Annotated in this window: 20 protein-coding genes; 6 read left to right on the top strand and 14 right to left on the bottom strand. The window is 59.9% G+C overall.

From position 1 onward, the window contains the following. Positions 1 to 54 precede the first annotated feature (54 nt). Positions 55 to 1,446, bottom strand: coding sequence for an L-cystine transporter (locus CQ009_RS00360; protein ID WP_105704593.1), 1,392 nt, complete (start codon positions 1,444 to 1,446; stop codon positions 55 to 57). Between the two features lie 242 nt (positions 1,447 to 1,688). On the opposite strand from CQ009_RS00360, the gene CQ009_RS00355 reads away from it, so the two are divergent. Further along, complete coding sequence (locus CQ009_RS00355; protein WP_105704592.1) at positions 1,689 to 2,750, top strand: phosphorylcholine phosphatase; 1,062 nt, start codon at positions 1,689 to 1,691, stop codon at positions 2,748 to 2,750. A gap of 200 nt (positions 2,751 to 2,950) precedes the next feature. Here the strand turns inward: CQ009_RS00355 and ilvD are convergent, their stop codons facing one another. The 6 genes from ilvD to CQ009_RS00325 all read right to left on the bottom strand — a co-directional run bounded on the left by ilvD (position 2,951) and on the right by CQ009_RS00325 (position 10,672). Continuing rightward, positions 2,951 to 4,792, bottom strand: a complete 1,842-nt coding sequence (gene ilvD, locus CQ009_RS00350; protein ID WP_105704591.1) for a dihydroxy-acid dehydratase — start codon at positions 4,790 to 4,792, stop codon at positions 2,951 to 2,953. A 256-nt stretch (positions 4,793 to 5,048) separates the two neighbouring features. Further along, positions 5,049 to 6,281: an MFS transporter gene (locus CQ009_RS00345; protein ID WP_105704590.1), complete on the bottom strand. Its 1,233-nt coding sequence runs from the start codon at positions 6,279 to 6,281 to the stop codon at positions 5,049 to 5,051. Then, positions 6,274 to 7,251 (bottom strand): diiron oxygenase, encoded by a 978-nt coding sequence (locus CQ009_RS00340; RefSeq protein WP_105704589.1) that lies wholly within the window; start codon positions 7,249 to 7,251, stop codon positions 6,274 to 6,276. Before CQ009_RS00340 ends, CQ009_RS00345 begins: the two co-directional genes overlap by 8 nt. After that, a complete protein-coding gene (locus CQ009_RS00335; protein WP_105704588.1) occupies positions 7,248 to 8,318 on the bottom strand; it encodes a SagB family peptide dehydrogenase in 1,071 nt (356 codons plus the stop codon). Before CQ009_RS00335 ends, CQ009_RS00340 begins: the two co-directional genes overlap by 4 nt. 444 nt (positions 8,319 to 8,762) lie before the next feature. After that, on the bottom strand, positions 8,763 to 9,959 hold the full coding sequence (locus CQ009_RS00330; protein ID WP_105704587.1) for a class I SAM-dependent rRNA methyltransferase: 1,197 nt from the start codon (positions 9,957 to 9,959) through the stop codon (positions 8,763 to 8,765). A gap of 173 nt (positions 9,960 to 10,132) precedes the next feature. Beyond that, the gene (locus tag CQ009_RS00325; RefSeq protein WP_064388054.1) at positions 10,133 to 10,672 is read right to left on the bottom strand and encodes a type 1 glutamine amidotransferase domain-containing protein; all 540 of its coding nucleotides are present in this window, start codon (positions 10,670 to 10,672) and stop codon (positions 10,133 to 10,135) included. Positions 10,673 to 10,899: 227 nt separating this feature from the next. On the opposite strand from CQ009_RS00325, the gene CQ009_RS00320 reads away from it, so the two are divergent. The 3 genes from CQ009_RS00320 to CQ009_RS00310 all read left to right on the top strand — a co-directional run bounded on the left by CQ009_RS00320 (position 10,900) and on the right by CQ009_RS00310 (position 12,930). Next, positions 10,900 to 11,712 carry an HDOD domain-containing protein gene (locus tag CQ009_RS00320; protein WP_177330936.1) on the top strand — a complete coding sequence of 271 codons (813 nt, stop codon included), beginning with the start codon at positions 10,900 to 10,902 and terminating at the stop codon, positions 11,710 to 11,712. A 12-nt stretch (positions 11,713 to 11,724) separates the two neighbouring features. Then, positions 11,725 to 12,537, top strand: a complete 813-nt coding sequence (gene mutM, locus CQ009_RS00315) for a bifunctional DNA-formamidopyrimidine glycosylase/DNA-(apurinic or apyrimidinic site) lyase (protein WP_064388056.1) — start codon at positions 11,725 to 11,727, stop codon at positions 12,535 to 12,537. Positions 12,538 to 12,606: 69 nt separating this feature from the next. Beyond that, positions 12,607 to 12,930 carry a hypothetical protein gene (locus tag CQ009_RS00310; RefSeq protein WP_064388057.1) on the top strand — a complete coding sequence of 108 codons (324 nt, stop codon included), beginning with the start codon at positions 12,607 to 12,609 and terminating at the stop codon, positions 12,928 to 12,930. A gap of 124 nt (positions 12,931 to 13,054) precedes the next feature. Here the strand turns inward: CQ009_RS00310 and CQ009_RS00305 are convergent, their stop codons facing one another. The 5 genes from CQ009_RS00305 to CQ009_RS00285 all read right to left on the bottom strand — a co-directional run bounded on the left by CQ009_RS00305 (position 13,055) and on the right by CQ009_RS00285 (position 17,769). After that, positions 13,055 to 13,306, bottom strand: coding sequence for a YfhL family 4Fe-4S dicluster ferredoxin (locus CQ009_RS00305; protein WP_017734768.1), 252 nt, complete (start codon positions 13,304 to 13,306; stop codon positions 13,055 to 13,057). 146 nt (positions 13,307 to 13,452) lie between these two features. Continuing rightward, positions 13,453 to 13,932 (bottom strand): pantetheine-phosphate adenylyltransferase, encoded by a 480-nt coding sequence (gene coaD, locus CQ009_RS00300; protein ID WP_003229157.1) that lies wholly within the window; start codon positions 13,930 to 13,932, stop codon positions 13,453 to 13,455. A 115-nt stretch (positions 13,933 to 14,047) separates the two neighbouring features. After that, positions 14,048 to 15,643 (bottom strand): GMC family oxidoreductase, encoded by a 1,596-nt coding sequence (locus CQ009_RS00295; RefSeq protein ID WP_105704586.1) that lies wholly within the window; start codon positions 15,641 to 15,643, stop codon positions 14,048 to 14,050. A 120-nt stretch (positions 15,644 to 15,763) separates the two neighbouring features. After that, positions 15,764 to 16,309 (bottom strand): twin-arginine translocation pathway signal protein, encoded by a 546-nt coding sequence (locus CQ009_RS00290; protein WP_105704585.1) that lies wholly within the window; start codon positions 16,307 to 16,309, stop codon positions 15,764 to 15,766. 29 nt (positions 16,310 to 16,338) lie between these two features. Then, positions 16,339 to 17,769, bottom strand: coding sequence for a coniferyl aldehyde dehydrogenase (locus tag CQ009_RS00285; protein ID WP_105704584.1), 1,431 nt, complete (start codon positions 17,767 to 17,769; stop codon positions 16,339 to 16,341). A gap of 146 nt (positions 17,770 to 17,915) precedes the next feature. On the opposite strand from CQ009_RS00285, the gene CQ009_RS00280 reads away from it, so the two are divergent. After that, the gene (locus CQ009_RS00280) at positions 17,916 to 18,587 is read left to right on the top strand and encodes a TetR/AcrR family transcriptional regulator (protein ID WP_064388061.1); all 672 of its coding nucleotides are present in this window, start codon (positions 17,916 to 17,918) and stop codon (positions 18,585 to 18,587) included. 32 nt (positions 18,588 to 18,619) lie between these two features. Further along, the gene (locus tag CQ009_RS00275; protein ID WP_105704583.1) at positions 18,620 to 19,474 is read left to right on the top strand and encodes a sulfurtransferase; all 855 of its coding nucleotides are present in this window, start codon (positions 18,620 to 18,622) and stop codon (positions 19,472 to 19,474) included. Between the two features lie 78 nt (positions 19,475 to 19,552). On the opposite strand, the gene CQ009_RS00270 is transcribed toward CQ009_RS00275, so the two are convergent. Continuing rightward, positions 19,553 to 20,383, bottom strand: a complete 831-nt coding sequence (locus CQ009_RS00270) for an AraC family transcriptional regulator (protein WP_105704800.1) — start codon at positions 20,381 to 20,383, stop codon at positions 19,553 to 19,555. Next, complete coding sequence (locus CQ009_RS00265) at positions 20,380 to 21,375, bottom strand: hydrolase (protein ID WP_105704582.1); 996 nt, start codon at positions 21,373 to 21,375, stop codon at positions 20,380 to 20,382. Before CQ009_RS00265 ends, CQ009_RS00270 begins: the two co-directional genes overlap by 4 nt. Positions 21,376 to 21,437: the final 62 nt, after the last annotated feature.

Here is a 21,437-nt window from a genome sequence, read left to right as displayed (position 1 = left end):
GCATTCCAATTGTAGGAGTGAGCCTGCTCGCGATAGCGGTCTGTCAGGCGTTACTTAAGCCTGAGCCAACTCCGCATGCTCATCAGCATCCAGCAACTCTTTATCGGTCTGCTGCATCACCTGACTGGTAATCGCCCCAGCCGTGATCGAACCGCTCACGTTCAACGCCGTGCGGCCCATATCAATCAGCGGCTCAACCGAAATCAGCAACGCCACCAGTGACACTGGCAAGCCCATCGCCGGCAGCACGATCAGCGCCGCGAACGTCGCGCCGCCACCAACACCGGCTACGCCCGCCGAACTCAACGTCACAATCGCCACCAACGTCGCGATCCACAGTGGATCCAGCGGGTTGATGCCCACGGTCGGCGCAACCATCACCGCCAACATCGCCGGGTACAGACCGGCGCAACCGTTCTGGCCGATGGTCGCACCGAACGAGGCGGCAAAACTCGCCACCGATTGCGGAATCCCCAGACGACGGGTCTGCGCCTCAATGCTCAGCGGAATGCTCGCCGCGCTGGAGCGGCTGGTGAACGCGAACGTCAGCACCGGCCAGATCTTGCGGAAGAATCGCAGCGGATTGATCCCGGCGGCCGACACCAGCAAACCGTGTACGACAAACATCAGGCCCAGACCGAGGTACGAGACCACGACGAAACTGCCGAGTTTGATGATGTCCTGCAGGTTGGAACCGGCGACCACTTTGGTCATCAGCGCCAAGACGCCGTACGGGGTCAGCTTCATCACCAGACGTACCAGACGCATTACCCAGGCTTGCAGGGTGTCGATAGCGTTGATCACTTTCTGACCTTTCTCGACGTCATCCTTGAGCAGTTGCAGCGCGGCAACCCCGAGGAATGCAGCGAAAATCACCACGCTGATGATCGAGGTCGGCTTGGCCCGCGCCAGATCGGCGAACGGGTTCTGCGGGATGAACGACAGCAGCAGTTGCGGCACATTCAGGTCGGCGACTTTGCCGGCGTAGTCAGTCTGAATGGTTTGCAGACGGGCCATTTCCTGGGTGCCGGCGACCAGACCTTCGGCGGTGAGGCCGAACAGGTTGGTCAGGCCGATACCGATCAGGGCGGCAATCGCGGTGGTGAACAGCAGGGTGCCGATGGTCAGGAAGCTGATTTTGCCCAGCGACGACGCGTTGTGCAGGCGTGCCACGGCGCTGAGGATCGAGGCGAACACCAGCGGGATGACGATCATTTGCAGCAACTGCACGTAGCCGTTGCCGACCAGATCGAACCAGCCGATCGAGGCTTTCAGCACCGGGTTGCCGGCACCGTAAACGGTGTGCAGCGCGACGCCGAAGGCCACGCCCAGCGCGAGGGCGAGCAGGACTTTTTTCGCCAGGCTCCACGTGGTGTGGCGGGTTTGCGCCAGACCGAAGAGCAGGGCGAGGAACACCAGCAGATTGAGGATCAGCGGCAGATTCATGAAAACTCCGATAAGACTTGTGCCAGTCGCATTCTTGGGCAACTGCGAACCGGCAAGCCTAACAGTTTGATTTGCAATGATTTAATACCGAAATCGCAGGGCGTCCGTCGTTTTTGGAATAAGCGCGTGTCGCTCTCGGCAATGCATCTGGCGCAAACAGGGACGTGAGCGGTCGCTGACAGACGAGGACTGTCACACATATTTGTTAGCGTCGATCTCTTTGAATCAGGGAGAAGAGGCTTATGAAGTTTGCACCGAAATTTCTGGCTGTCGCACTGGCTGTGGGCATGGGTCTGGCCACTCAAGCCTTCGCCACCGACCTGAAACACTGGCCGGCGGATCAGGCCAAGGCGCTGGACGCGATGATCGCCGCCAATGCCAACAAGGGTAACTACGCGGTGTTCGACATGGACAACACCAGTTACCGCTACGACCTCGAAGAGTCCTTGCTGCCGTTCATGGAAAACAAGGGCCTGATTACCCGCGACAAGCTCGATCCCTCCCTGAAACTGATGCCGTTCAAGGACACCGCCGACCACAAGGAGAGCCTGTTCAGCTACTACTATCGTCTCTGCGAAGTCGACGACATGGTCTGCTACCCGTGGGTGGCACAGGTGTTTTCCGGTTTCACCCTCAAAGAACTCAAAGGCTACGTCGACGAGCTGATGGCTTCGGGCAAACCGGTGCCGGCGACTTATTACGAAGGCGATGTGGTCAAGAAGCTCGACGTCAATCCGCCGAAGATCTTCACCGGCCAGCAAGAGCTGTACAACAAGCTGATGGAGAACGGCATCGAGGTCTACGTGATGACTGCCGCTTCTGAAGAGTTGGTGCGCATGGTCGCGGCAGATCCGAAGTATGGCTACAACGTCAAACCGCAGAACGTCATTGGCGTTTCGATGTTGCTCAAGGATCCGAAGACCGGCGAACTGACCACCGCGCGCAAACAGATCACCGCCGGTAAATATGACGAGAAGGCCAACCTCGGTCTGGAGCTGACCCCATACCTGTGGACCCCGGCGACCTGGATGGCCGGCAAGCACGCGGCGATTCTCACCTACATCGACGAATGGAAAAAACCGGTACTGGTTGGCGGCGATACCCCGACCAGCGATGGTTACATGCTGTTCCACGATGTCGACGTGGCCAAGGGCGGGATTCACTTGTGGATCAACCGCAAGGACAAGTACATGACGCAAATCAACGGCATGATGGCCAAGCACGCGGCGGCGCAGGCGAAAGAAGGGTTGCCGGTGACTGCGGACAAGAACTGGGTGATCGTCAAGCCTGAAGAAATTCAGTAAGACCGGGTCGCTCCCATCGCGAGCAGGCTCACTCCTACAATTGGAATGCGTTTGATCGTTCCCACGCTCTGCGTGGGAATGCAGCCCGTGACGCTCCGCGTCACTGGACGCGGAGCGTCCCTTGAGATATTCCCACGCAGAGCGTGGGAACGATCAGCCCCGCACTTTGGCGGGGCTTTTTTGTTGCCGCGATTTGACGCTTACAGCCCGTCAAGCATCGCTTTGTTACGCACAGCACCTTTGTCGGCGCTGGTCGCCAGCAAGGCGTAAGCCTTGAGGGCGGTGGTCACTTTGCGTGGACGAATCTCGACCGGTTTCCAGCCTTTCTTGTCCTGCTCGGCGCGGCGTGCCGCCATTTCTTCATCGCTGACCAACAGGTTGATCGAGCGGTTCGGAATGTCGATCAGCACTTTGTCGCCATCTTGCACCAGACCGATCGCACCGCCGGCAGCGGCTTCTGGCGAAGCGTGGCCGATCGACAGACCCGAAGTACCGCCGGAGAAACGCCCGTCGGTGAGCAAGGCGCAGGCTTTGCCCAGGCCTTTGGATTTCAGGTACGAGGTTGGGTAGAGCATTTCCTGCATGCCCGGGCCGCCTTTCGGGCCTTCGTAGCGAATGATCACAATGTCACCGGCTTTCACTTCGTCAGCGAGGATGCCGCGTACGGCGCTGTCCTGGCTTTCGAAGATCTTCGCGTTGCCTTCGAAGACGTGGATCGATTCGTCGACACCGGCGGTTTTCACCACGCAGCCATCGACAGCGATGTTGCCGTAGAGCACGGCCAGACCACCTTCCTGCGAATAGGCATGTTCGAAGCTGCGGATGCAGCCGTTTTCACGGTCGTCATCCAGGGTTTCCCAGCGGGTCGACTGGCTGAACGCCGTCTGCGTCGGGATACCGGCAGGACCGGCCTTGAAGAAGTGATGCACCGCTTCATCGGTGGTCTGGGTGATGTCCCACTTGGCGATGGCTTCTTCCATGCTGCGGCTGTGCACGGTCGGCAGGTCGGTGTGCAGCAGACCGCCACGGGCCAGTGAGCCGAGGATGCTGAAGATGCCACCGGCACGGTGCACGTCTTCCATGTGGTACTTCTGGATGTTCGGCGCGACTTTGCACAGCTGTGGAACGCTGCGCGAAAGACGGTCGATGTCGCGCAGGTCGAAATCGATTTCGGCTTCCTGGGCGGCAGCGAGCAAGTGCAGGATGGTGTTGGTCGAACCGCCCATGGCGATGTCGAGCATCATCGCGTTCTCGAACGCCTTGAAGTTGGCAATGTTGCGCGGCAGCACCGATTCGTCGTTCTCGCCGTAGTAACGCTTGCACAACTCGACGATGGTACGACCGGCCTGCAGGAACAGTTGTTCGCGATCGCTGTGGGTGGCGAGGGTCGAACCGTTGCCCGGCAAGGCCAGACCCAATGCTTCGGTCAGGCAGTTCATCGAGTTGGCGGTGAACATGCCGGAGCACGAACCGCAAGTCGGGCAGGCGCTGCGCTCGTACTCGGCGACTTTCTCGTCAGAAGCGCTTTCGTCGGCGGCGATCACCATGGCATCGACGAGGTCGAGGCCGTGGGACGCGAGTTTGGTCTTGCCGGCTTCCATCGGGCCGCCGGAAACGAAGATCACCGGAATGTTCAGGCGCAAGGCAGCCATCAACATACCCGGGGTGATCTTGTCGCAGTTGGAAATGCAGACGATGGCGTCGGCGCAGTGGGCGTTGACCATGTACTCGACGGAGTCGGCGATGATCTCGCGGCTCGGCAGCGAATACAGCATGCCATCGTGGCCCATGGCGATGCCGTCATCCACGGCGATGGTGTTGAATTCTTTCGCTACACCGCCGGCGCGTTCGATTTCACGGGCGACCAGTTGGCCCAGATCTTTCAGATGCACGTGGCCCGGTACGAACTGGGTGAACGAGTTGGCAATGGCGATGATCGGCTTTTTGAAGTCGTCATCTTTCATCCCGGTGGCGCGCCACAGTGCGCGGGCGCCGGCCATGTTGCGGCCGTGGGTGGATGTTTTCGAGCGGTAATCTGGCATGGAGCACTCCGGGCGGCTAATCAGGTACTAAATGGGAGTGAGCTTCTATTGACCTCTGGAACACTCAGAAATGGCCGTGTGTCCGGAAGTTGCCGATGACGTTGCGGGATCGCCGCTGGTCTCAGCCTGAGCTCATAAACCCGCCGGGGGATGAATGGCGATGAATCAGCCGATTCTACACCGCTGGCGTCTGGAGGGAATGGCGCAAAGTGTTGTTGCAGTGCCGACGGTGTCTGTGGGATGACGACCGGCAGGTTCAATCCGCCCCCGGCCGCAGAATGATGGCGGCCTCAAGGTTTCGGGCACGCGCGCTGATGCGGCTGTTCAGTACCAGCGCCACGCCGCTGAGCAGCACAAAGCAGTAGCCGAGCATCGACTGGAGATTGGCAGGGCTCAGGCTGATCAGTGCGCTGATCAAGCCGCCACAGATGAAGATGATCGTGCTGCCCGCCGAGGCCGATGTGCCTGCCATGTCCGCAAACAGGCCCATGGCCCGGGATGTGGCTGCCGGGCGTGCGATGGTGGTGCCAGCGGTGCAGATCAACATCGGGATCAGCACGGTGATGGCGGACAGTTCGACGTTGGTCGACAGCGTCAGCATGGCCAGCCCCGACAGCAGGATCAGGCTCAGTCCGGTAACGATCTGCTGGCCGGGCGTGATCCGCCGGCTGAGCACGGTGGCGACAATGCCGCCGACCACGTAAGCCGCACCGTATATCAGCAGGATCATTGAGAAGTCGTAGGGCGACAGCTGCAATTGATTCATGAAGATCAGCGGTGAAATCACGATGAAGGAAAAGTGGCAGGCGAACGCGAAGGCCGAAATCAGCCACAGGCCAACGAAATCGCGGTCCCCCAGCACCCGTCGGTAAGCGTTGAAGAACTGGACGGGGCTGCCGCTGGCGACCGGCCGCCCGTTGTCCAGAAAGCGCCACGCCTTGATCAGCACAGCTGCCGCCAGTGCGGCAAACACCCAGAAACTGCCACGCCAGCCGAGGCTGGCCTGCAGGAAGGTGCCGGCCAATGGCGATACTGAAATAAAAATTCCCGTCGCCGTGACCATCAGGATGCGCAGGCGATCACGTTCCTCGCCTTCGAACAGGTCCTGCACGAGCGCCTGGGACAGCACGAAGCAGCCGCAGCCCAAGGCCTGCACCAGACGAAAGAACAGGAACAGCGAGTAATCGCTGGACAGCGTGCAACCAAGCGCGCCGAGCATCGACACCGCCATGCCGGCGAGAAGCAGCCCTTTGCGTCCGATCACGTCCGACAGGGGCCCGATCAGCAATTGCGCAAAGGCAATGCCGACGGCGAACAGGCTGATCGACAGTGCTATATCCGCCGGGCTGCTGCGAAAGTGCTCGGCCATGGCCGGGAACGACGGCAGCAGTACATCCAACGGAAACACGCCGAGCAGAACCATGGCCAATAACAGGCTGACAGCGCCGCGTCGTTGCTGGGCAGTGACTGCAGGTTTTCCTTCACTCATCGAGCAGTCCTGCCTTGGAAAAGAGTTCTCGGTTGTAGGGCAATGCGAAAAAACCGGCCTTTTTCAGTGCGTCGAGGGTGGCGATGGCACCCGTCCTGGTGCGCAGACGTTTGGCTTGCGCGTGGGTCAGGCTGACGAGGATTTCATCGATGGCTGGCTCGGCGATGCCGTTGCTGCGCAGGCTCTGTCGCAACCAACGCTCGTCGACCTCAAAGAAAATATCGATAACGTTCAGCAGGGTTCTGGCCGCAAAGCTGCGCTGACGAGTGTTCAGCGTCAGCCACAGGTAATGGAACACCTCAGTGAAGTAGCGGCTATGGCGGGCTTCGTCTGCAAGGTGATCACGCAACATGTCATTGACGCTGGACACCAGGCTATCGCGGCAGACGTCCAGCAACTCGCGGGCAATGATGGTTTCCGAAACGAAACCAAGCAGAAACCAGGCCAGCGTGCGGTTGTTTTCGGGAGTGCGGGCGATCAGGGCATTCAGCCGGCTGATGCGCAGTGGCATCTGCGGGCGTTGGGTGAAGCCGTACAGACTGGCGATATGTTCTGCGAGACGGTTGGAGAACAGGGCATGGTAGCCCTCGTCGGTATAGAGCTGGAGCGCGGCGGTTTTCATGCGTTCTGGCACGAAGGCAGGCAGCTCGCCGTGGACGATCACCTCGACAGCGCGGTTGACGATGCGGTGCTCGAGCAGTGTTGTGTAGTCGAGAAAATGCACCAGATGATTGGCTGTCAGGCGATGGGTGACGTCACGACCCGCGGCGACGATGGCCGGGTGGGCCAGATACGGCAGAAAGGCCGGAGGAAACCAGTGACGGCTCAGCAACTGCTGCTGCACGTCATCGGGTAATTGATGGTCGTGCTGACTGGTGCGCACTGAAGCGCGAGTGTCCCAGTCGCCGAGGGTAAAGCGCAGCGCCCAGGAAGCCGGAGCCTCTTCCTGTTCGACAAGGGACTCGTTCATGCCTGTTCCTCGTGCAACAGATCGAGCATTTCCTGACACATCGCCTGACCATCGCTTTCACCGCAGCCGACAAAGAACAACGGTTGTTCGGCGCTGCCTTCGATCTTGAGCAAGGACTCGACCTGATCATCGGCGAACGCGCCGGTCAGCCAGGTATTGAGGCCCAGCGCCGTGGCGACCAGCTGGAAGGTTTGCGAGAGATGACCGGCCTCGATGAAGGCCATGCGATAGGCGCGCGAGTGTTGGTATTTCCACCATAACCTGTCGAAGCGAGCGGTGATGAACAGGCCCAGCGGCAGGTTGTTGATGAAGTGCTGCCCGCCGAGTAGTTGGCCGAGCGCGCATTGCGGCGATGGGCTCACGGGGGTAAGGACATGTTCGGCTGGGTGGTAGGCATACACGCCGGCGTCCAGGCCCTCAATGTTCTGTGCCAGCAAAAAACACTCACAGGCATTCAAGCCGCCCCCGGATGGGCTGCTGCGTCGCGCGTCGAGGCCTTCAGCAATGCCGTCTGCAGAACTGTCGCGTTCGCGCAGGTAGCCGAAGGACAGGTACAGCAATGAGCTGACGTCGCTGAGGGAAATGGCGGCTCCCGTGAAGGAGCGACAGGTTTTTCGCTGAGTCAGGACGTGGGTCAGGTTGTCGTGACCGGGTGTGGTCGGGGTGGGCAGCGCAATGCGTGCGCTGGAGTTTTTGAGCACACGTCCTGCTTGAGGCGCAGGGTCAGCCAATACTTCGTTGCAGTGGTCCAGATATTCTCTGCTCCACTCATGAATATTTTGCGGAATATGTTTGCATGGAATGTTCTGTGTGCCGATGTGATAGATTTTCGACAACTCATCCCAACCCCATTCCGTATTGTCGGTTTCTGAAATGGTTAATATCCCGGCATTCAATAGTTGTATGTCTATGGTGTTTCGACTATTGAATAGTTCGGGATTGCTGATTAATTGTGTCAGGCGTGACGAATAGTCGAAATCCAGTTCGTGCTGAACATGGTCTTTATAATTCCAGACTACTTGAGTTGGTGTGCGCGGCAGGATGAACAAGTATGGATTGATATGCATGTAGGGGCTTCTCTGGTTGGAAGTCTGAAAGACGCCGGAGTGCCGGCACTCTCCGGCGTCTAGACTTGCTTAGCGGGCTTTAGGCGCTACGAGAAAAGCCAGGTTTGCGATTTTGTTGCCTTCCATAGAGATAACTTTCATAACGTGAACTCCTTGTTCAATTTTTGGTAAGTGCCACCTCGTGGTGACAACTCAATAATAGTTTGTAATGGATTAATGGCAAGCGGATATTAAGTAGGAAAATTCCAGTAATTTTGTCGGATGCATCTTTAGGCTGGAAAGAACTTGTGGGATAAAGTTAGATAGTTAAAAGATGCAAGGAAATTTCCTGCACGCCAAACGGAAGTCCGGTGTGGGAAGTAAAAGGCTGGACGTTAAAAAAGGCAGGGGGGCGTGCGTGTAAACGCAAACGGGGAGCCGTAAGGCTCCCCGTCGATTTGCCAATCAGCTGTTAGGCAGCAGCCGGCAAGTGATGCTTTTGATATAGCGGGTTTCGGCGATGGCCGGGTGCACCGGATGATCCGGGCCCTGACCGCCACGCTCGAGCATCTGGATGTTGCGATCCAGGTGACGGGCGCTGGTCAGCAGAATGTTCTGCAGATCGTCTTCCGGCAGGTGCATCGAGCACGAAGCGCTGACCAGAATGCCGTCCTTGTTGAGCAGGCGCATGGCTTGCTCGTTCAGGCGACGGTAGGCGCCTTCGCCGTTTTTCATGTCCTTCTTGCGTTTGATGAACGCTGGTGGGTCGGCAACGATTACGTCGAAGCGCTCTTCGCTGGCTTTCAGCTCTTTCAAGGCTTCGAAGACGTCGCCTTCGATGCAGGTCATCTTGTCGGCGAAACCGTTCAACGCAGCGTTGCGCTCAACGCCGTCGAGGGCGAAGGCCGAAGCGTCGACGCAGAACACTTCGCTGGCACCGAACGCCGCAGCCTGCACGCCCCAGCCACCGATATAGCTATAGAGGTCGAGGACGCGCTTACCCTTGGCATAAGGCGCCAGGCGTGCACGGTTCATGCGGTGGTCGTAGAACCAGCCGGTTTTCTGACCCTGGATGACCGGGGCCTCGAACTTCACGCCGTTCTCTTCCAGCGCAACCCACTCCGGTACCAGGCCGAACACGGTTTCGACGTAGCGGTTGAGGCCTTCGGCATCACGCGCGGCGGAGTCGTTCTTGAACAGGATGCCGCTTGGCTTGAGCACTTGGGTCAGTGCTGCGATCACGTCATCTTTATGCGCTTCCATGGTCGCCGAGGCGATCTGGACTACGAGGATGTCGCCGAAACGGTCTACCACCAGACCCGGCAGCAGATCGGAGTCACCGTAGACCAGGCGGTAGAACGGCTTGTCGAACAAGCGATCGCGCAGCGACAGGGCAACGTTCAGACGGTGCACCAGCAGCGACTTGTCCAGTTGCACCTTGATGTCGCGGGACACCAGACGGGCGCAGATCAGGTTGTTCGGGCTCATCGCAACGATGCCCAAGGTCTTGCCGCCGGCGGCTTCGAGGATCGCCTGATCGCCGGCCTTGAAGCCGTGCAATGGTGTGGCGGCCACATCGATTTCGTTGCTGTAGACCCACAGGTGGCCGTTGCGCAGGCGACGGTCGGCATTGGCTTTGAGGCGCAGGCTTGGCAGGGACATGACGTCGCTCCGGAAAAAAGAGCGGGAGTATAGCGTGTTGCGACTTGTGCCGGGTTTGATGAGCGATGAAACGCTGATCGCCTCTTCGCGAGCAGGCTCGCTCTCACATTAGTCTTGTGTCGGTCACAAGACCTCTGTGGGAGCGAGCCTGCTCGCGAAAGCGGTCCCCAATGCTACGCCGACAGTGCGTCGATCAGTTCGCGACTGAACGCCGGAATATCATCCGGCTGCCGGCTGCTGATCAGGTTGCCATCCTTGACCACCTCTTTATCGACCCAGTGCGCGCCAGCGTTGACCAAGTCATCCTTTACCGTCTTGTAACTGGTCATGGTCTTGCCGTTGACCAGTCCTGCCGAGATCAGCAACCAGCCGCCATGGCAGATCACTGCGATCGGTTTGCCGGCAGAGGCGCCGGTCTTGACCAGGTGCTGGGCGTCCTGATCGATGCGGATAGTGTCGGAGTTCTGCACGCCGCCCGGCAGGACGATCGCGTCGTACTGCTCGCTGCTGGCGCCCTGAAACGTCTGGTCGACCTGGAAATCGTCCGCCGGTTTGTCGTGATTCCAGCCTTTGACCTTGCCGGTTTCTGCGGAAAGGATGTCGACCTGCGCGCCAGCCTGCTCCAGCGCTTGCTTGGGACCTGTCAATTCAACCTGTTCGAAACCATCGGTTACCAAAAAAGCGACGCGCTTGCCGTTGAGTGAGGTGGTCATCGATAAGCTCCTGAGTCTGCGGGAATTTGCTGGCACAGCGAACAGAAATTGCCCGTTGCGCCCTACAAAATCCGAAGCCTGAGCTTGAATGAAAGTTCCGCCGATATGCCCATCGGTGTGTCGCCCTGCGGTTTCAGGGGTTAGAATCGCCGCCTGTCCCAGAGTGTGTACTTATGTCCCAAGAGCTGACCACCGAACAGATTCAACAATCGCTGCAAGGCATCAGTGTGCCGGCGCAACCGCAGATCATGGTGGATCTGCAAATGGAGCAGTACATGCCCGACCCGGACCTGGAGGTGATCGCCAAGCTGATCGCCCAGGATCCCGGCCTGTCCGGCTCGCTGCTGAAAATCGTCAACTCGCCGTATTACGGCTTGAGCAACAAGATCACCTCGATTCAGCGTGCGGTGAACCTCCTGGGCAGCCGTTCGATCATCAATCTGATCAACGCGCAGTCGATCAAGGGCGAGATGAACGACGACACCATCGTCACGCTCAACCGTTTCTGGGACACCGCCCAGGACGTGGCGATGACTTGCCTCACGCTGGCCAAGCGCATCGGTACCCAGGCCGGGGACGAAGCCTATGCCTTGGGCCTGTTCCACGATTGCGGCGTGCCGTTGATGCTGCAGCGGTTCCCCAATTACATGACGGTTCTGGAAAAGGCTTACGCCAATGCCAGCGCCGAATGTCGGGTGGTCGACACCGAGAACAGCGAGTTCAACACCAACCACGCGGTGGTTGGCTACTACACCGCCAAGTCCTGGCGCCTGCCGGAACATGTCAGCGCTGCCATCGCCAATCACCACAATGCCTTGGCGATCTTCAACGATGAGTCGTCGCGCAACAGCCAGATGAAAAACCTGTTGGCGATCCTGAAAATGGCCGAACACATTTGCGCTTCGTATCGGGTATTGGGCAACCAGACCGAAGATTTCGAATGGAACGCCGTCGGGCCGCTGGTACTCGACTATGTAGGACTGTCGGATTACGACTTCGAAACCCTCAAACAAACGATCCGCGACCTCGGCGCGCATTGATTCGAGAACACCATGCCTGAATTGCCGGAAGTCGAAACCACCCGCCGGGGGATTGCCCCGCACCTGGAAGGCCAGCGTGTCAGCCGGGTGATCGTGCGTGACCGGCGCCTGCGCTGGCCGATCCCGGACGACCTCGATGTGCGCTTGTCGGGGCAGCGCATCGTGCTGGTTGAGCGCCGCGCCAAGTATTTGTTGATCAACGCCGAAGTCGGCACGTTGATCAGCCATTTGGGCATGTCGGGCAATTTGCGTCTGGTCGAAGTCGGGTTGCCGGCGTTGAAGCATGAGCACGTCGACATCGAGCTGGAATCGGGGCTGGCGCTGCGCTACACCGACCCGCGACGTTTCGGCGCGATGTTGTGGAGCAATGATCCACTCAATCATGAACTGCTGATTCGCCTTGGCCCGGAGCCGTTGACCGATCTGTTCGATGGTGAACGTCTGTTTCAGCTGTCGCGGGGGCGGTCCATGGCGGTCAAGCCGTTCATCATGGACAACGCGGTGGTCGTGGGCGTCGGCAATATTTATGCGACCGAAGCGCTGTTTGCTGCCGGGATTGATCCGCGCCGCGAGGCCGGAGGCATTTCCCGGGGGCGGTATCTGAAGCTGGCGATCGAGATCAAACGTATTCTTGCCGCCGCCATCGAGCGTGGCGGCACCACGCTGCGTGATTTCATCGGTGGCGACGGCCAGCCGGGCTATTTCCAGCAGGAGCTGTTTGTTTATGGCCGTGGCGGCGAACACTGCAAGGTCTGTGGCACCGGGCTGCGTGAAGTGAAGCTGGGTCAGCGGGCCAGTGTGTTCTGCCCGCGCTGCCAGAGCTGAGGCAAACGGCTGAAAAAGTCCTACGGTCTATAGTGAGTTGTCTCACTGTTCAGCCCGAAGGATCGTGCCATGAAGTCCTTGCAAGTCCTCGTTGTTACGCTGCTGCTGTGTTCCAGTCTGGCTGTTCAGGCCACGGAAAACGGCAGCGGTGATCCGCGTTACACCATCCAGAATCCACCGGCCTACGCGATGATCGGCGACTTGCTGATTGCCCGACCTTTATTGGTGGTGGCGACGGTGATCGGTGCGGGGGCGTTTGTCGTGTCGTTGCCGTTTACCGCGCTGGGTGGCGGGGTGGGCGATGCGGGGCAGGCGCTGGTGGTGGATCCGGCGAAAGCCGCTTTTGTGCGGTGCCTGGGGTGTATCGGGGAGGGGTTTGAGCAGCGCGAGTGAGCTGATCAGGGTTTTGCTGTGTGGCTGATGGCCTCATCGCGAGCAGGCTCACTCCTACAGTTGAAATGCGTTCCAATGTAGGAGTGAGCCTGCTCGCGATGGCGTCGGTACAGGCGCTGAAAAATCAGGCCTTGCCGGTAATCTTGCGGTACTTGTCCATCAACTGTTCTTCAGTCTCCGGATGCGCCTCGTCCAGCGGAATGCAATCCACCGGGCAAACCTGTTGGCATTGCGGTTCGTCGTAGTGGCCGACGCACTGGGTGCACAGGTTCGGGTCGATCACATAGATCTCTTCGCCTTGGGAGATGGCGGCGTTCGGGCACTCGGGTTCGCAGACGTCGCAGTTGATGCAATCGTCGGTGATGATCAGGGACATGCTAACTCCAGCCGGGGCGGCAGGCCCGGGCGCTATAAATCAATGCGCGCAATTGTGCCGCATTGGCGAGCGCAGTGCACGCGGGCGCGATCAAGGGCACCGAAGGCTGCGATCAAAAAGCCAAAGATCGCAGCCTGGGGCAGCTCCTACTTCTTGAAGCGTAGGGTCAGGGCATCGGCCACGGCGGGGTGGACGAATTTGCTGATATCGCCGCCCAATGCGGCAATTTCCCGCACCAGTGTCGAAGAAATGAACGAATAACGTTCGGACGGGGTGAGAAACAGGCTCTCCACATCCGGAGCCAACTGGCGATTCATGTTGGCCAGCTGAAACTCGTATTCGAAGTCCGACACCGCGCGCAGACCACGCAGGAACACATTGGCGTTCTGCTCTTTGGCGAAATGCGCGAGCAGCGTCGAGAAACCGACCACTTCCACGTTCGGCAGGTGTTTGGTGACCTCGCGAGCCAGTTCAACCCGTTGTTCCAGCGGGAACAGCGGGTTCTTTTTCGGGCTGGCAGCGACCGCAATGATCACGTGATCGAACAGGCGCGAGGCGCGTTCGACCAGATCGCCATGGCCCTTGGTAATAGGGTCGAAGGTACCTGGGTACAACACTCGGTTCATCGCGTCGTCCTGGCGGGAGTCCGTTGGGGAGTCGGATGGTATCGCAGCCGTCCCGGTCGGCCAAGTCGCCTGTTGGGTAAGAAAGCACTATAGACGATGGCAATAATCCGGATATTCACGGGTTTTTCAGCCGATCGGCCAGTGCACTCGCCAGTTGCGCGGTCAGGCCGTACACCGACAACTGCGGGTTGGCGCCGATGCTGGTGGGGAACAACGAGCCGTCGTGAATCGACAGATTGGCCAGTTGATGATGACGACCGAGACTGTCGGTGACCGCGCTTTTCGGGTCTTCGCCCATCGCGCAGCCGCCCATGACGTGGGCGCTGCCCAGGCGTGTGCGATACAACTCAAGGCTCAGGCCATCGATCAGCGTGCGGGCTTCGGCCAAGGTGTTCACGTAACGCGCGTCGGCGTGCATCGGCATCACTGATTTCGCGCCACCGGCGAACTGGATTTCGGCCATGACGTGGAAGGCCTTGCGCAAACCCTCCCAAGCGTACGGCGAAACCTGGTAGTCGAGCACCGGTGAGCCATCGCCGCGCAACTCGACCGCGCCGCCACTGCTGTCCGGGTGAAAGCCGTCACGCAACAGCGCGAGCATGGCGTGGGTGTGCGGCAGATCAGCCATGTGTTGCGCGCTCTCCTGGCCAAAACCGCCGAGCAGCGTCGCCGCCAGCGCGGGATGCAATGGCGGTACTTCGAGTTTGAATGCCATCGGTCCGGTGGTGCCGTCCTTCCATTGGAAGTGGTCGGAATAGATTGATTGCGGCGCGCCGTAAAACGGATTGACCACTTCGTCGAAGCGCGCGGCGGACATGTTCACCGGGTGCAGAAAGGTGCGCTTGCCAAGGTTTTTATGCGGATCCGGTGCAGCGGAGCGCAGCAGCAGTGCCGGACTGTTGATGCCGCCGCCCGCGAGCACGTAATGCCGTGCCTTGACGGTGATGGTGCGCCCGGTCGGTTCGACGCAGCGTTCATCCATCGCCACGCATTGCAGACCTGTGACCTTGTCGTCGCTGATCAGCAGTTTTTCTGCGCGGGCCAGATAGAGCAACTCGCCACCCTTTTCCAGGGTCGCGGGAATGGTGGTGACCATCATCGATTGTTTGGCGTTGGTCGGGCAGCCCATACCGCAATAGCCGAGGTTCCAGCAGCCGCGCACGTTACGCGGGATCACGTGCCAGCTGTAGCCGAGCTGCTCGCAGCCTTTGCGGATCACATCGTTGTTGGCATTGGGCGGCACCATCCACGGTGCGACTCCGAGGCGTTGCTCCATTTTCTCGAACCACGGTGCCATTTCCTCCGGGCTGTGGCCTTTGACGTTGTGTTCTTTGGCCCAGTGATCGAGGGTCGGCTCCGGGGTGCGAAAGCTTGATGTCCAGTTGATCAGCGTCGTGCCGCCGACCGCGCGGCCCTGCAGGATGGTGATCGCGCCGTCCTTGCTCATGCGCCCGATGCCTTCCTGATAGAGGCTGCTGTAGGCCTGATCTTCGAGCATCTTGAAGTCGGAGCTGGTCTTCAGCGGGCCTTCTTCGATCAGCAGAACCTTGTAGCCGGCGGCGCTGAGGATTTCTGCGGTGGTGCCGCCACCGGCACCGCTGCCGATGATTGCTACGTCGGCTTCCAGGCTCAGGTCGTCGCTCAGTTGTGCGCCGTTGTAGGTTTTCCAGCCTCGGGCGAGGCCTTCGCGGAATGGGTCGGGTACGGGCATCGATCAGGTTCTCTTGTTTTTGTTGTTCTGGCGGGCCTCATCGCGAGCAGGCTCACTCCTACAGGGGGAATGCATTTCAATGTGGGAGCGAGCCTGCTCGCGAAGGCCGTTGCGCTGATTTCAGACGGTAGGCGGCCCGGGGTAACCGCAATGCCCCCAGGATTCGGCGCGGGTGTACCAGGCCATCATCACCATCTGCTGCAACGAGCTATGTCCCATGCGCAACAGGCTCAGTGAGCTGTTCTCCCAACGATCAAGAAAATGCCGCATCGCCTCAGGGCTGGCGTTTTCCCAACTGCCCCAGATCCCGGTGAGCGGCCCGCGCGTCACGGCCATGCCGAGCACGTCGAACAGTTGGCGAGTGAGTTTGAGCATTTCCGGCGACAGATGATTGAGGCTGTAATCCAGCGACTTCAACGTGCCTTCAATCGCGTTCGGCATCTTTTCAGTGGCCACGGCGCCTTCGAGCATCACTGGTATCAGTGCGCGCAAAAACAGCAGATCGCCGTCGCGCAAGGTGATGAAGCCGTTGGCTGCGACGTTGGAAGAACAACCGCTGAGGCTGGCGCCGAGGCCAGCAGTGGCGAGGAACGCCGTGGCGCCGAGGCTGAATTTCAGCAGGCCACGGCGCGACAGCGCAGGTGTTTCGGTCAGGCTTGGGTGCATTATTGTTATTACCCGGCAATGACAAATGTTTAGCGAATGAACAGCTTCTGGATCAGTTTCTGGATCGACGTCCCGTACGGCGGATAAATCAGCCTGGCCGCGTTGAAGCGCTGTTTCACCAACACGCCTTTGGCCTTGCTGAAGGTCAGAAAACCTTCGTGACCGTGGTAATGGCCCATGCCGGAGGGGCCGATGCCGCCGAACGGCATGTCGTCCTGCGCCACGTGCAGCAGCGTGTCGTTCAGGCACACCCCACCGGAATGGGTTTCGTGCAGCACGCGGGTCTGCTCACCTTTGTCGTAGCCGAAATAGTAAAGAGCCAGAGGACGTGGTCGCTGATTGATGTAGGCAAATGCCTGCTCCAGATCGCGATACGGCACGATCGGCAGCAGCGGGCCGAAGATCTCGTCCTGCATCACGGTCATGTCGTCGCTGACATTCAGCAGCAGACTGTGCGGCATGCGTCGGCCCTGAGCCTGCTCGAACAGCGGAATCAGCAGCGCGCCCTTGCTGGTGGCATCGCTGACATAACCATTGAGGCGGGTCAGTTGGCGGTCATTGATGATCGCGGTGTAGTCCGGGTTGTCGCTGAGGCTCGGATAAAAACCTTGCACCGCCTGACGATAGGCTTCGACGAAGCCGCCCACACGGTCTTCCGGCACCAGCACGTAATCGGGGGCGACGCAGGTTTGCCCGGCATTCAGGGTTTTACCGAAGGCGATGCGTTCGGCAGCGTCCTTCAGCGGCACGTCTCTGGAGACAATGGCGGGGGATTTGCCGCCCAGTTCGAGCGTCACGGGCGTGAGGTTTTCGGCCGCGGCGCGCATGACGTGCTTGCCGACACTGGTGGAACCCGTGAACAGCAGGTGATCAAACGGCAGGCGGGAGAACGCCACGCCCACGTCGGCCTCGCCGAGGACCACGCCCACCAGATCTTCGGGGAAGATGCGCGCCAGCAATTCCTTGAGCAACAGCCCGGTGGCCGGGGTCGATTCGCTGAGTTTGAGCATCACTCGATTGCCCGCCGCAAGTGCGCCGACCAACGGCCCGATGGCCAGATACAGCGGGTAATTCCACGGCACAATGACGCCGACGACGCCCAGCGGCTGGTAGACCACTTTCGCCGCAGCGGGCTGGAACGCCATGCCGACCTTGCGCCGCGAGGGTTTCATCCAGCCCTTGAGGTGGCGACTGGCGTAATGAATGCCGTGCAGGCTGGGCATCAATTCGGCGAGCAAGGTTTCATCGGCGCTGCGGTTGCTGAAATCCGCGCTGATGGCTTCGATCAACGCCTGACGTTCACTGCTCAACAAATCGCGCAGTGCCTTCAACCATTGCTGGCGTTGGGCGGCAGGCGGCATCGGGTTGGCGGCATACGCTGCCCGTTGCGCATTGAACAGCCGATTGAGCTCCTCCAGTGGCTGTTGCAGCGTTTGCAGGTAGGCAATGTCGGCAGTCATCGTAGGCTCCGGATTTATTGTAGTGGTGAACTTTTTAGAGTCTATGCTCTATAAAGTCAAATGACTTCCGTGCGCAGCTTTGTTTTATCCATTTCCGGATAGGTCGTAAGATGCCCCTCATCGCACTCTGAATTAAAGCTCAAGCCATGGCCCCACGAATAAAAACCAGCGAGCGCATCGTGCAGAACAGCCTCGAGCTGTTCAATCAGCAGGGCGAGCGCAGCATCAGCACCAACCACATTGCCGCCCATATGGAGATTTCTCCGGGCAACCTGTACTACCACTTCCCCAACAAGCAGGCGATCATCGCCGTGCTGTTCAGTGAGTACGAAGCCTTGGTGGATAGCTTTCTGCGCCCGCCGCAGGGGCGTGCCGCGACGGTTGAAGACAAGCGTTTCTATCTCAAGGAGCTGCTGTCGGCGATGTGGGGTTACCGCTTTCTGCACCGTGACCTTGAACATTTGCTCGACAGCGATCCGGAACTGGCTGCGCGTTACCGGCGCTTTTCCCAGCGCTGCGTGATTCAAGGCGCCGCCATCTACGAAGGTTTTGTCGCCGCCGGAATCCTCAAGATGGATCGCGTGCAGATCGAATCCCTGACCCTCAACGCGTGGATCATCCTGACGTCATGGGTGCGCTTTCTGTGCACCACCCGTGAAAACTCCAACCACCTCAGCGAGCAAGCTGTTAAACGTGGCGTGTATCAGGTATTGGTCCTCGAAGCCGGGTTCGTCACTGACGAGGCGCGTGAACAGGTCAACGCATTGTTTGATGAGTTTTACGTACCGCTGGCCCAGGCCCTCGAAGACGTGAAATAAACCGTTCTGTTGAAACTCCACAGGAGCCCGTTATGCCGATTGCGCAACTGATCAGCCCGCAAACGCTGGATGCCCGCAAGGAACAGCCGGGGCTGGTGATTCTCGATTGTCGTTTCGCCCTCGAAGACCCGGATTACGGGCAACGCAGCTATGCCGAAGGGCACATTGCCGGTGCGAGCTTCGCCGATCTCGAGCGCGATCTCAGCGGCACAGTGGTCAAGGGCGTGACCGGGCGGCATCCGCTGCCCGAGCCGGCGGCGTTGATCGAGCGTCTACAGGCTTGGGGAATCGACAATGACAGCGACGTGGTTCTGTATGACGACGGACCCGGTGCCTACGCGGCGCGGGCCTGGTGGTTGCTGGCGTGGCTGGGCAAACGTGACGGCGTGTTCATTCTCGATGGTGGACTCAAGGCTTGGCACGCGGCGGGTTTGCCGCTGAGCCTGGATGCGCCGACGGTGAGCCGTGGCAACTTCAGTGGTCAGCCGGACATGAGCTTGTTGATCAGCGCCGAGAAATTGCAAAAGCGCCTCGGGCAGCCGGCGCTGACGTTGATCGATGCTCGGGCCTTGCCGCGCTTCAAGGGTGAAGTTGAACCGATCGATCCGGTGGCCGGGCATATTCCGGGTGCACAGTGCGCGGCGTTCACTGACAACCTCGCCAGTGATGGACGATTCCTGCCAGCCGATCAGCTCAAGCAGCGTTTCGCCGCGAAGATCGGCGAACGTTCGCCAGCGGATCTGGTTGCGTATTGCGGCTCTGGGGTGACGGCCTGTCACAACCTGTTTGCGTTGTGCCTGGCGGGTTATCCGTTGGCTTCGTTGTATGCCGGATCGTGGAGCGAATGGATCAACGAACCGGCTCGCGGCATCGCCACCGGCGAATAAGATCAAAAGATCGCAGCCTTCGGCAGCTCCTACATTGGAATGCATTTCCCTGTAGGAGCTGCCGAAGGCTGCGATCTTTTAGCTTTCCATCCGGGCGCTGCGATACGCCGCGGGCCCGACGCCGTAAGCCTGCTTGAACTGTCGGCTCAAGTGGCTTTGATCGGCAAACCCCAGCTGCGTCGCGACTTCCAGCGGCAAGCAACCACTCTGCAACAGTGCCCGCGCCTTGGCGATGCGTTGCTGCACCAGCCAAGTGTGTGGCGGCATACCAGTCGCGCGGCGGAACACCCGGGCGAAATGGAACGGTGACAGGTTGACCGCTGCGGCCAGCTCCTCCAGCGACGGCGGCGCTGCCAAGTGCGTGTGCAGCAGATCCTTGGCGATCAGCACCGCGCGGTGCTCCTTGCCGGGGTTACCGATTTCTCGCACCGCCGCGTGGCGCTGCAACAGCAACAACATCATCTCGCGCCACACCGTTTGCTGTTGCAGCGCGGTGGCAGGGCTTTCGAGCAACCGGTGCAATTGTGCAAATCCGCTGACCAGATCGGGGTCGCGATACAGCGTGGCGCCGAATGCCGGCAAACTTGTCGTGGGCAGTTCAAGTTCATCCAGCAGCGAAACAATCTTGCCGGTATCCGGGTAGAAGGCTCGATACAGCCAACCGTCGTCGGTGCCCTTGTGCCCGGTGTGCAACTCGTCCGGGTTGATCAGCACCAGCGTCCCGCTGCCCGCCAGATGCTCGGCGCCGCGGTAGCGATAACGCTGAGCGCCGGCCATGATCATGCCGATCACAAAACCGTCATGCACATGCGGGGCGAAGCGCTGTTCGATATAGCGCGCCGACAACAGTTCGACGCCGGGCAGCGGCGCCGATTGCCAGAATCGGATCGATTCGCCCTGGTCGCTCATGCGGGCACGCTGGCCAGCCATCGCGGGATACGGCGTTCGAGGTAGTAGCCTGGCTGGCGCACTGAGCCGTCGACGAATCCAACGTGTCCGCCGCGTGCCTGCAATTCAAAGGCGGTCGACGCCGACAGTTCGTTTTCCGCAGGCAAGCTGTGCGGGAACACGAACGGATCGTCCGCCGCCTGAATGATCAGGGTCGGCGTGCGGATCTCGCCGAGGAAATAGCGGCTCGACGCACGCCGGTAGTAATCCTCGGCATCGTTAAAACCGTGCAGCGGCGCGGTCACGCGGCCATCGAAATCCCAGAACGTGCGCATGTTCTCCAGTGAGCCGAGCGCTGCCAACGCCGCCAGGCCATCCTCGCGACCATCATGCTGAAACTGCCGTTGCTTGTTTTTGATGTACGCGACCATCTCGCGCATGAAGTGCGCCTGATAAACCCTGGAAAACCCCTGGCCGATGCGGTCGGCGCATTGATCCAGACGAAACGGCACTGACACCGCCACCGCGCCGAGCACACCACTGGCGCTGCCGGTTTCGCCCAGATGCTTGAGCAACACATTGCCGCCCAAGGAGTAACCGACGGCATACAACGGCGCCAAGGGGCGTTTCGCACGCAGGTGTTTGATGGCTTCGGCGAGGTCTTCGCTGGCGCCGGAGTGATAGCTGCGAGGCAGCAGATTCGGCTCGCCCGAGCAGCCGCGCCAATTCAGCGCGACACTGGCCCAGCCTTGCGCGGCCAAGGCCTTTTGCACGCCCGCCACATAGGGCGAATTGGAGGAGCCGGTCAGGCCGTGCAGCACCAGCACCAGCGGCGCGTCAGCCGTGTGCGGGCCATGCCAGTCGAGGTCGAGGAAGTCGCCGTCCTCAAGCCACAAGCGTTCGCGCTCGCGTTCGATATGCACGGTTTTGCGCCACAGCGGTCCCCACAAGGTTTGCAGGTGTGGATTGCCGAGGCCGAGGGCGGGAGTGAAGCGTTCTGAAGGAGGGGGCACGATGATTCTCGATGCAGCGCGGCGGCGCCTCTGGTGAAGCGCGCCGCTTGTTCAGGCCGGTC

This window comes from Pseudomonas sp. MYb2 (assembly GCF_002979955.1).
In the GTDB taxonomy this organism is placed as follows: Bacteria; Pseudomonadota; Gammaproteobacteria; order Pseudomonadales; family Pseudomonadaceae; genus Aquipseudomonas.
The sequence above is the reverse complement of the archived record's forward strand: the minus strand, read 5'-3'. Positions and strand labels throughout refer to the sequence as shown.

Coding starts and splice junctions, on each gene's coding strand:
- CQ009_RS00270 (WP_105704800.1), bottom strand. CDS start 20,383: ATGAGCGACCAGGGCGAATCGATCCGATTCTGGCAATCGGCGCCGCTG.
- CQ009_RS00360 (WP_105704593.1), bottom strand. CDS start 1,446: ATGAATCTGCCGCTGATCCTCAATCTGCTGGTGTTCCTCGCCCTGCTC.
- CQ009_RS00325 (WP_064388054.1), bottom strand. CDS start 10,672: ATGACCACCTCACTCAACGGCAAGCGCGTCGCTTTTTTGGTAACCGAT.
- coaD (WP_003229157.1), bottom strand. CDS start 13,932: ATGAACCGAGTGTTGTACCCAGGTACCTTCGACCCTATTACCAAGGGC.
- CQ009_RS00295 (WP_105704586.1), bottom strand. CDS start 15,643: ATGCCCGTACCCGACCCATTCCGCGAAGGCCTCGCCCGAGGCTGGAAA.
- CQ009_RS00305 (WP_017734768.1), bottom strand. CDS start 13,306: ATGTCCCTGATCATCACCGACGATTGCATCAACTGCGACGTCTGCGAA.
- CQ009_RS00355 (WP_105704592.1), top strand. CDS start 1,689: ATGAAGTTTGCACCGAAATTTCTGGCTGTCGCACTGGCTGTGGGCATG.
- CQ009_RS00345 (WP_105704590.1), bottom strand. CDS start 6,281: ATGAGTGAAGGAAAACCTGCAGTCACTGCCCAGCAACGACGCGGCGCT.
- ilvD (WP_105704591.1), bottom strand. CDS start 4,792: ATGCCAGATTACCGCTCGAAAACATCCACCCACGGCCGCAACATGGCC.
- CQ009_RS00290 (WP_105704585.1), bottom strand. CDS start 16,309: ATGCACCCAAGCCTGACCGAAACACCTGCGCTGTCGCGCCGTGGCCTG.
- CQ009_RS00340 (WP_105704589.1), bottom strand. CDS start 7,251: ATGAACGAGTCCCTTGTCGAACAGGAAGAGGCTCCGGCTTCCTGGGCG.
- mutM (WP_064388056.1), top strand. CDS start 11,725: ATGCCTGAATTGCCGGAAGTCGAAACCACCCGCCGGGGGATTGCCCCG.
- CQ009_RS00310 (WP_064388057.1), top strand. CDS start 12,607: ATGAAGTCCTTGCAAGTCCTCGTTGTTACGCTGCTGCTGTGTTCCAGT.
- CQ009_RS00280 (WP_064388061.1), top strand. CDS start 17,916: ATGGCCCCACGAATAAAAACCAGCGAGCGCATCGTGCAGAACAGCCTC.
- CQ009_RS00275 (WP_105704583.1), top strand. CDS start 18,620: ATGCCGATTGCGCAACTGATCAGCCCGCAAACGCTGGATGCCCGCAAG.
- CQ009_RS00285 (WP_105704584.1), bottom strand. CDS start 17,769: ATGACTGCCGACATTGCCTACCTGCAAACGCTGCAACAGCCACTGGAG.
- CQ009_RS00335 (WP_105704588.1), bottom strand. CDS start 8,318: ATGCATATCAATCCATACTTGTTCATCCTGCCGCGCACACCAACTCAA.
- CQ009_RS00330 (WP_105704587.1), bottom strand. CDS start 9,959: ATGTCCCTGCCAAGCCTGCGCCTCAAAGCCAATGCCGACCGTCGCCTG.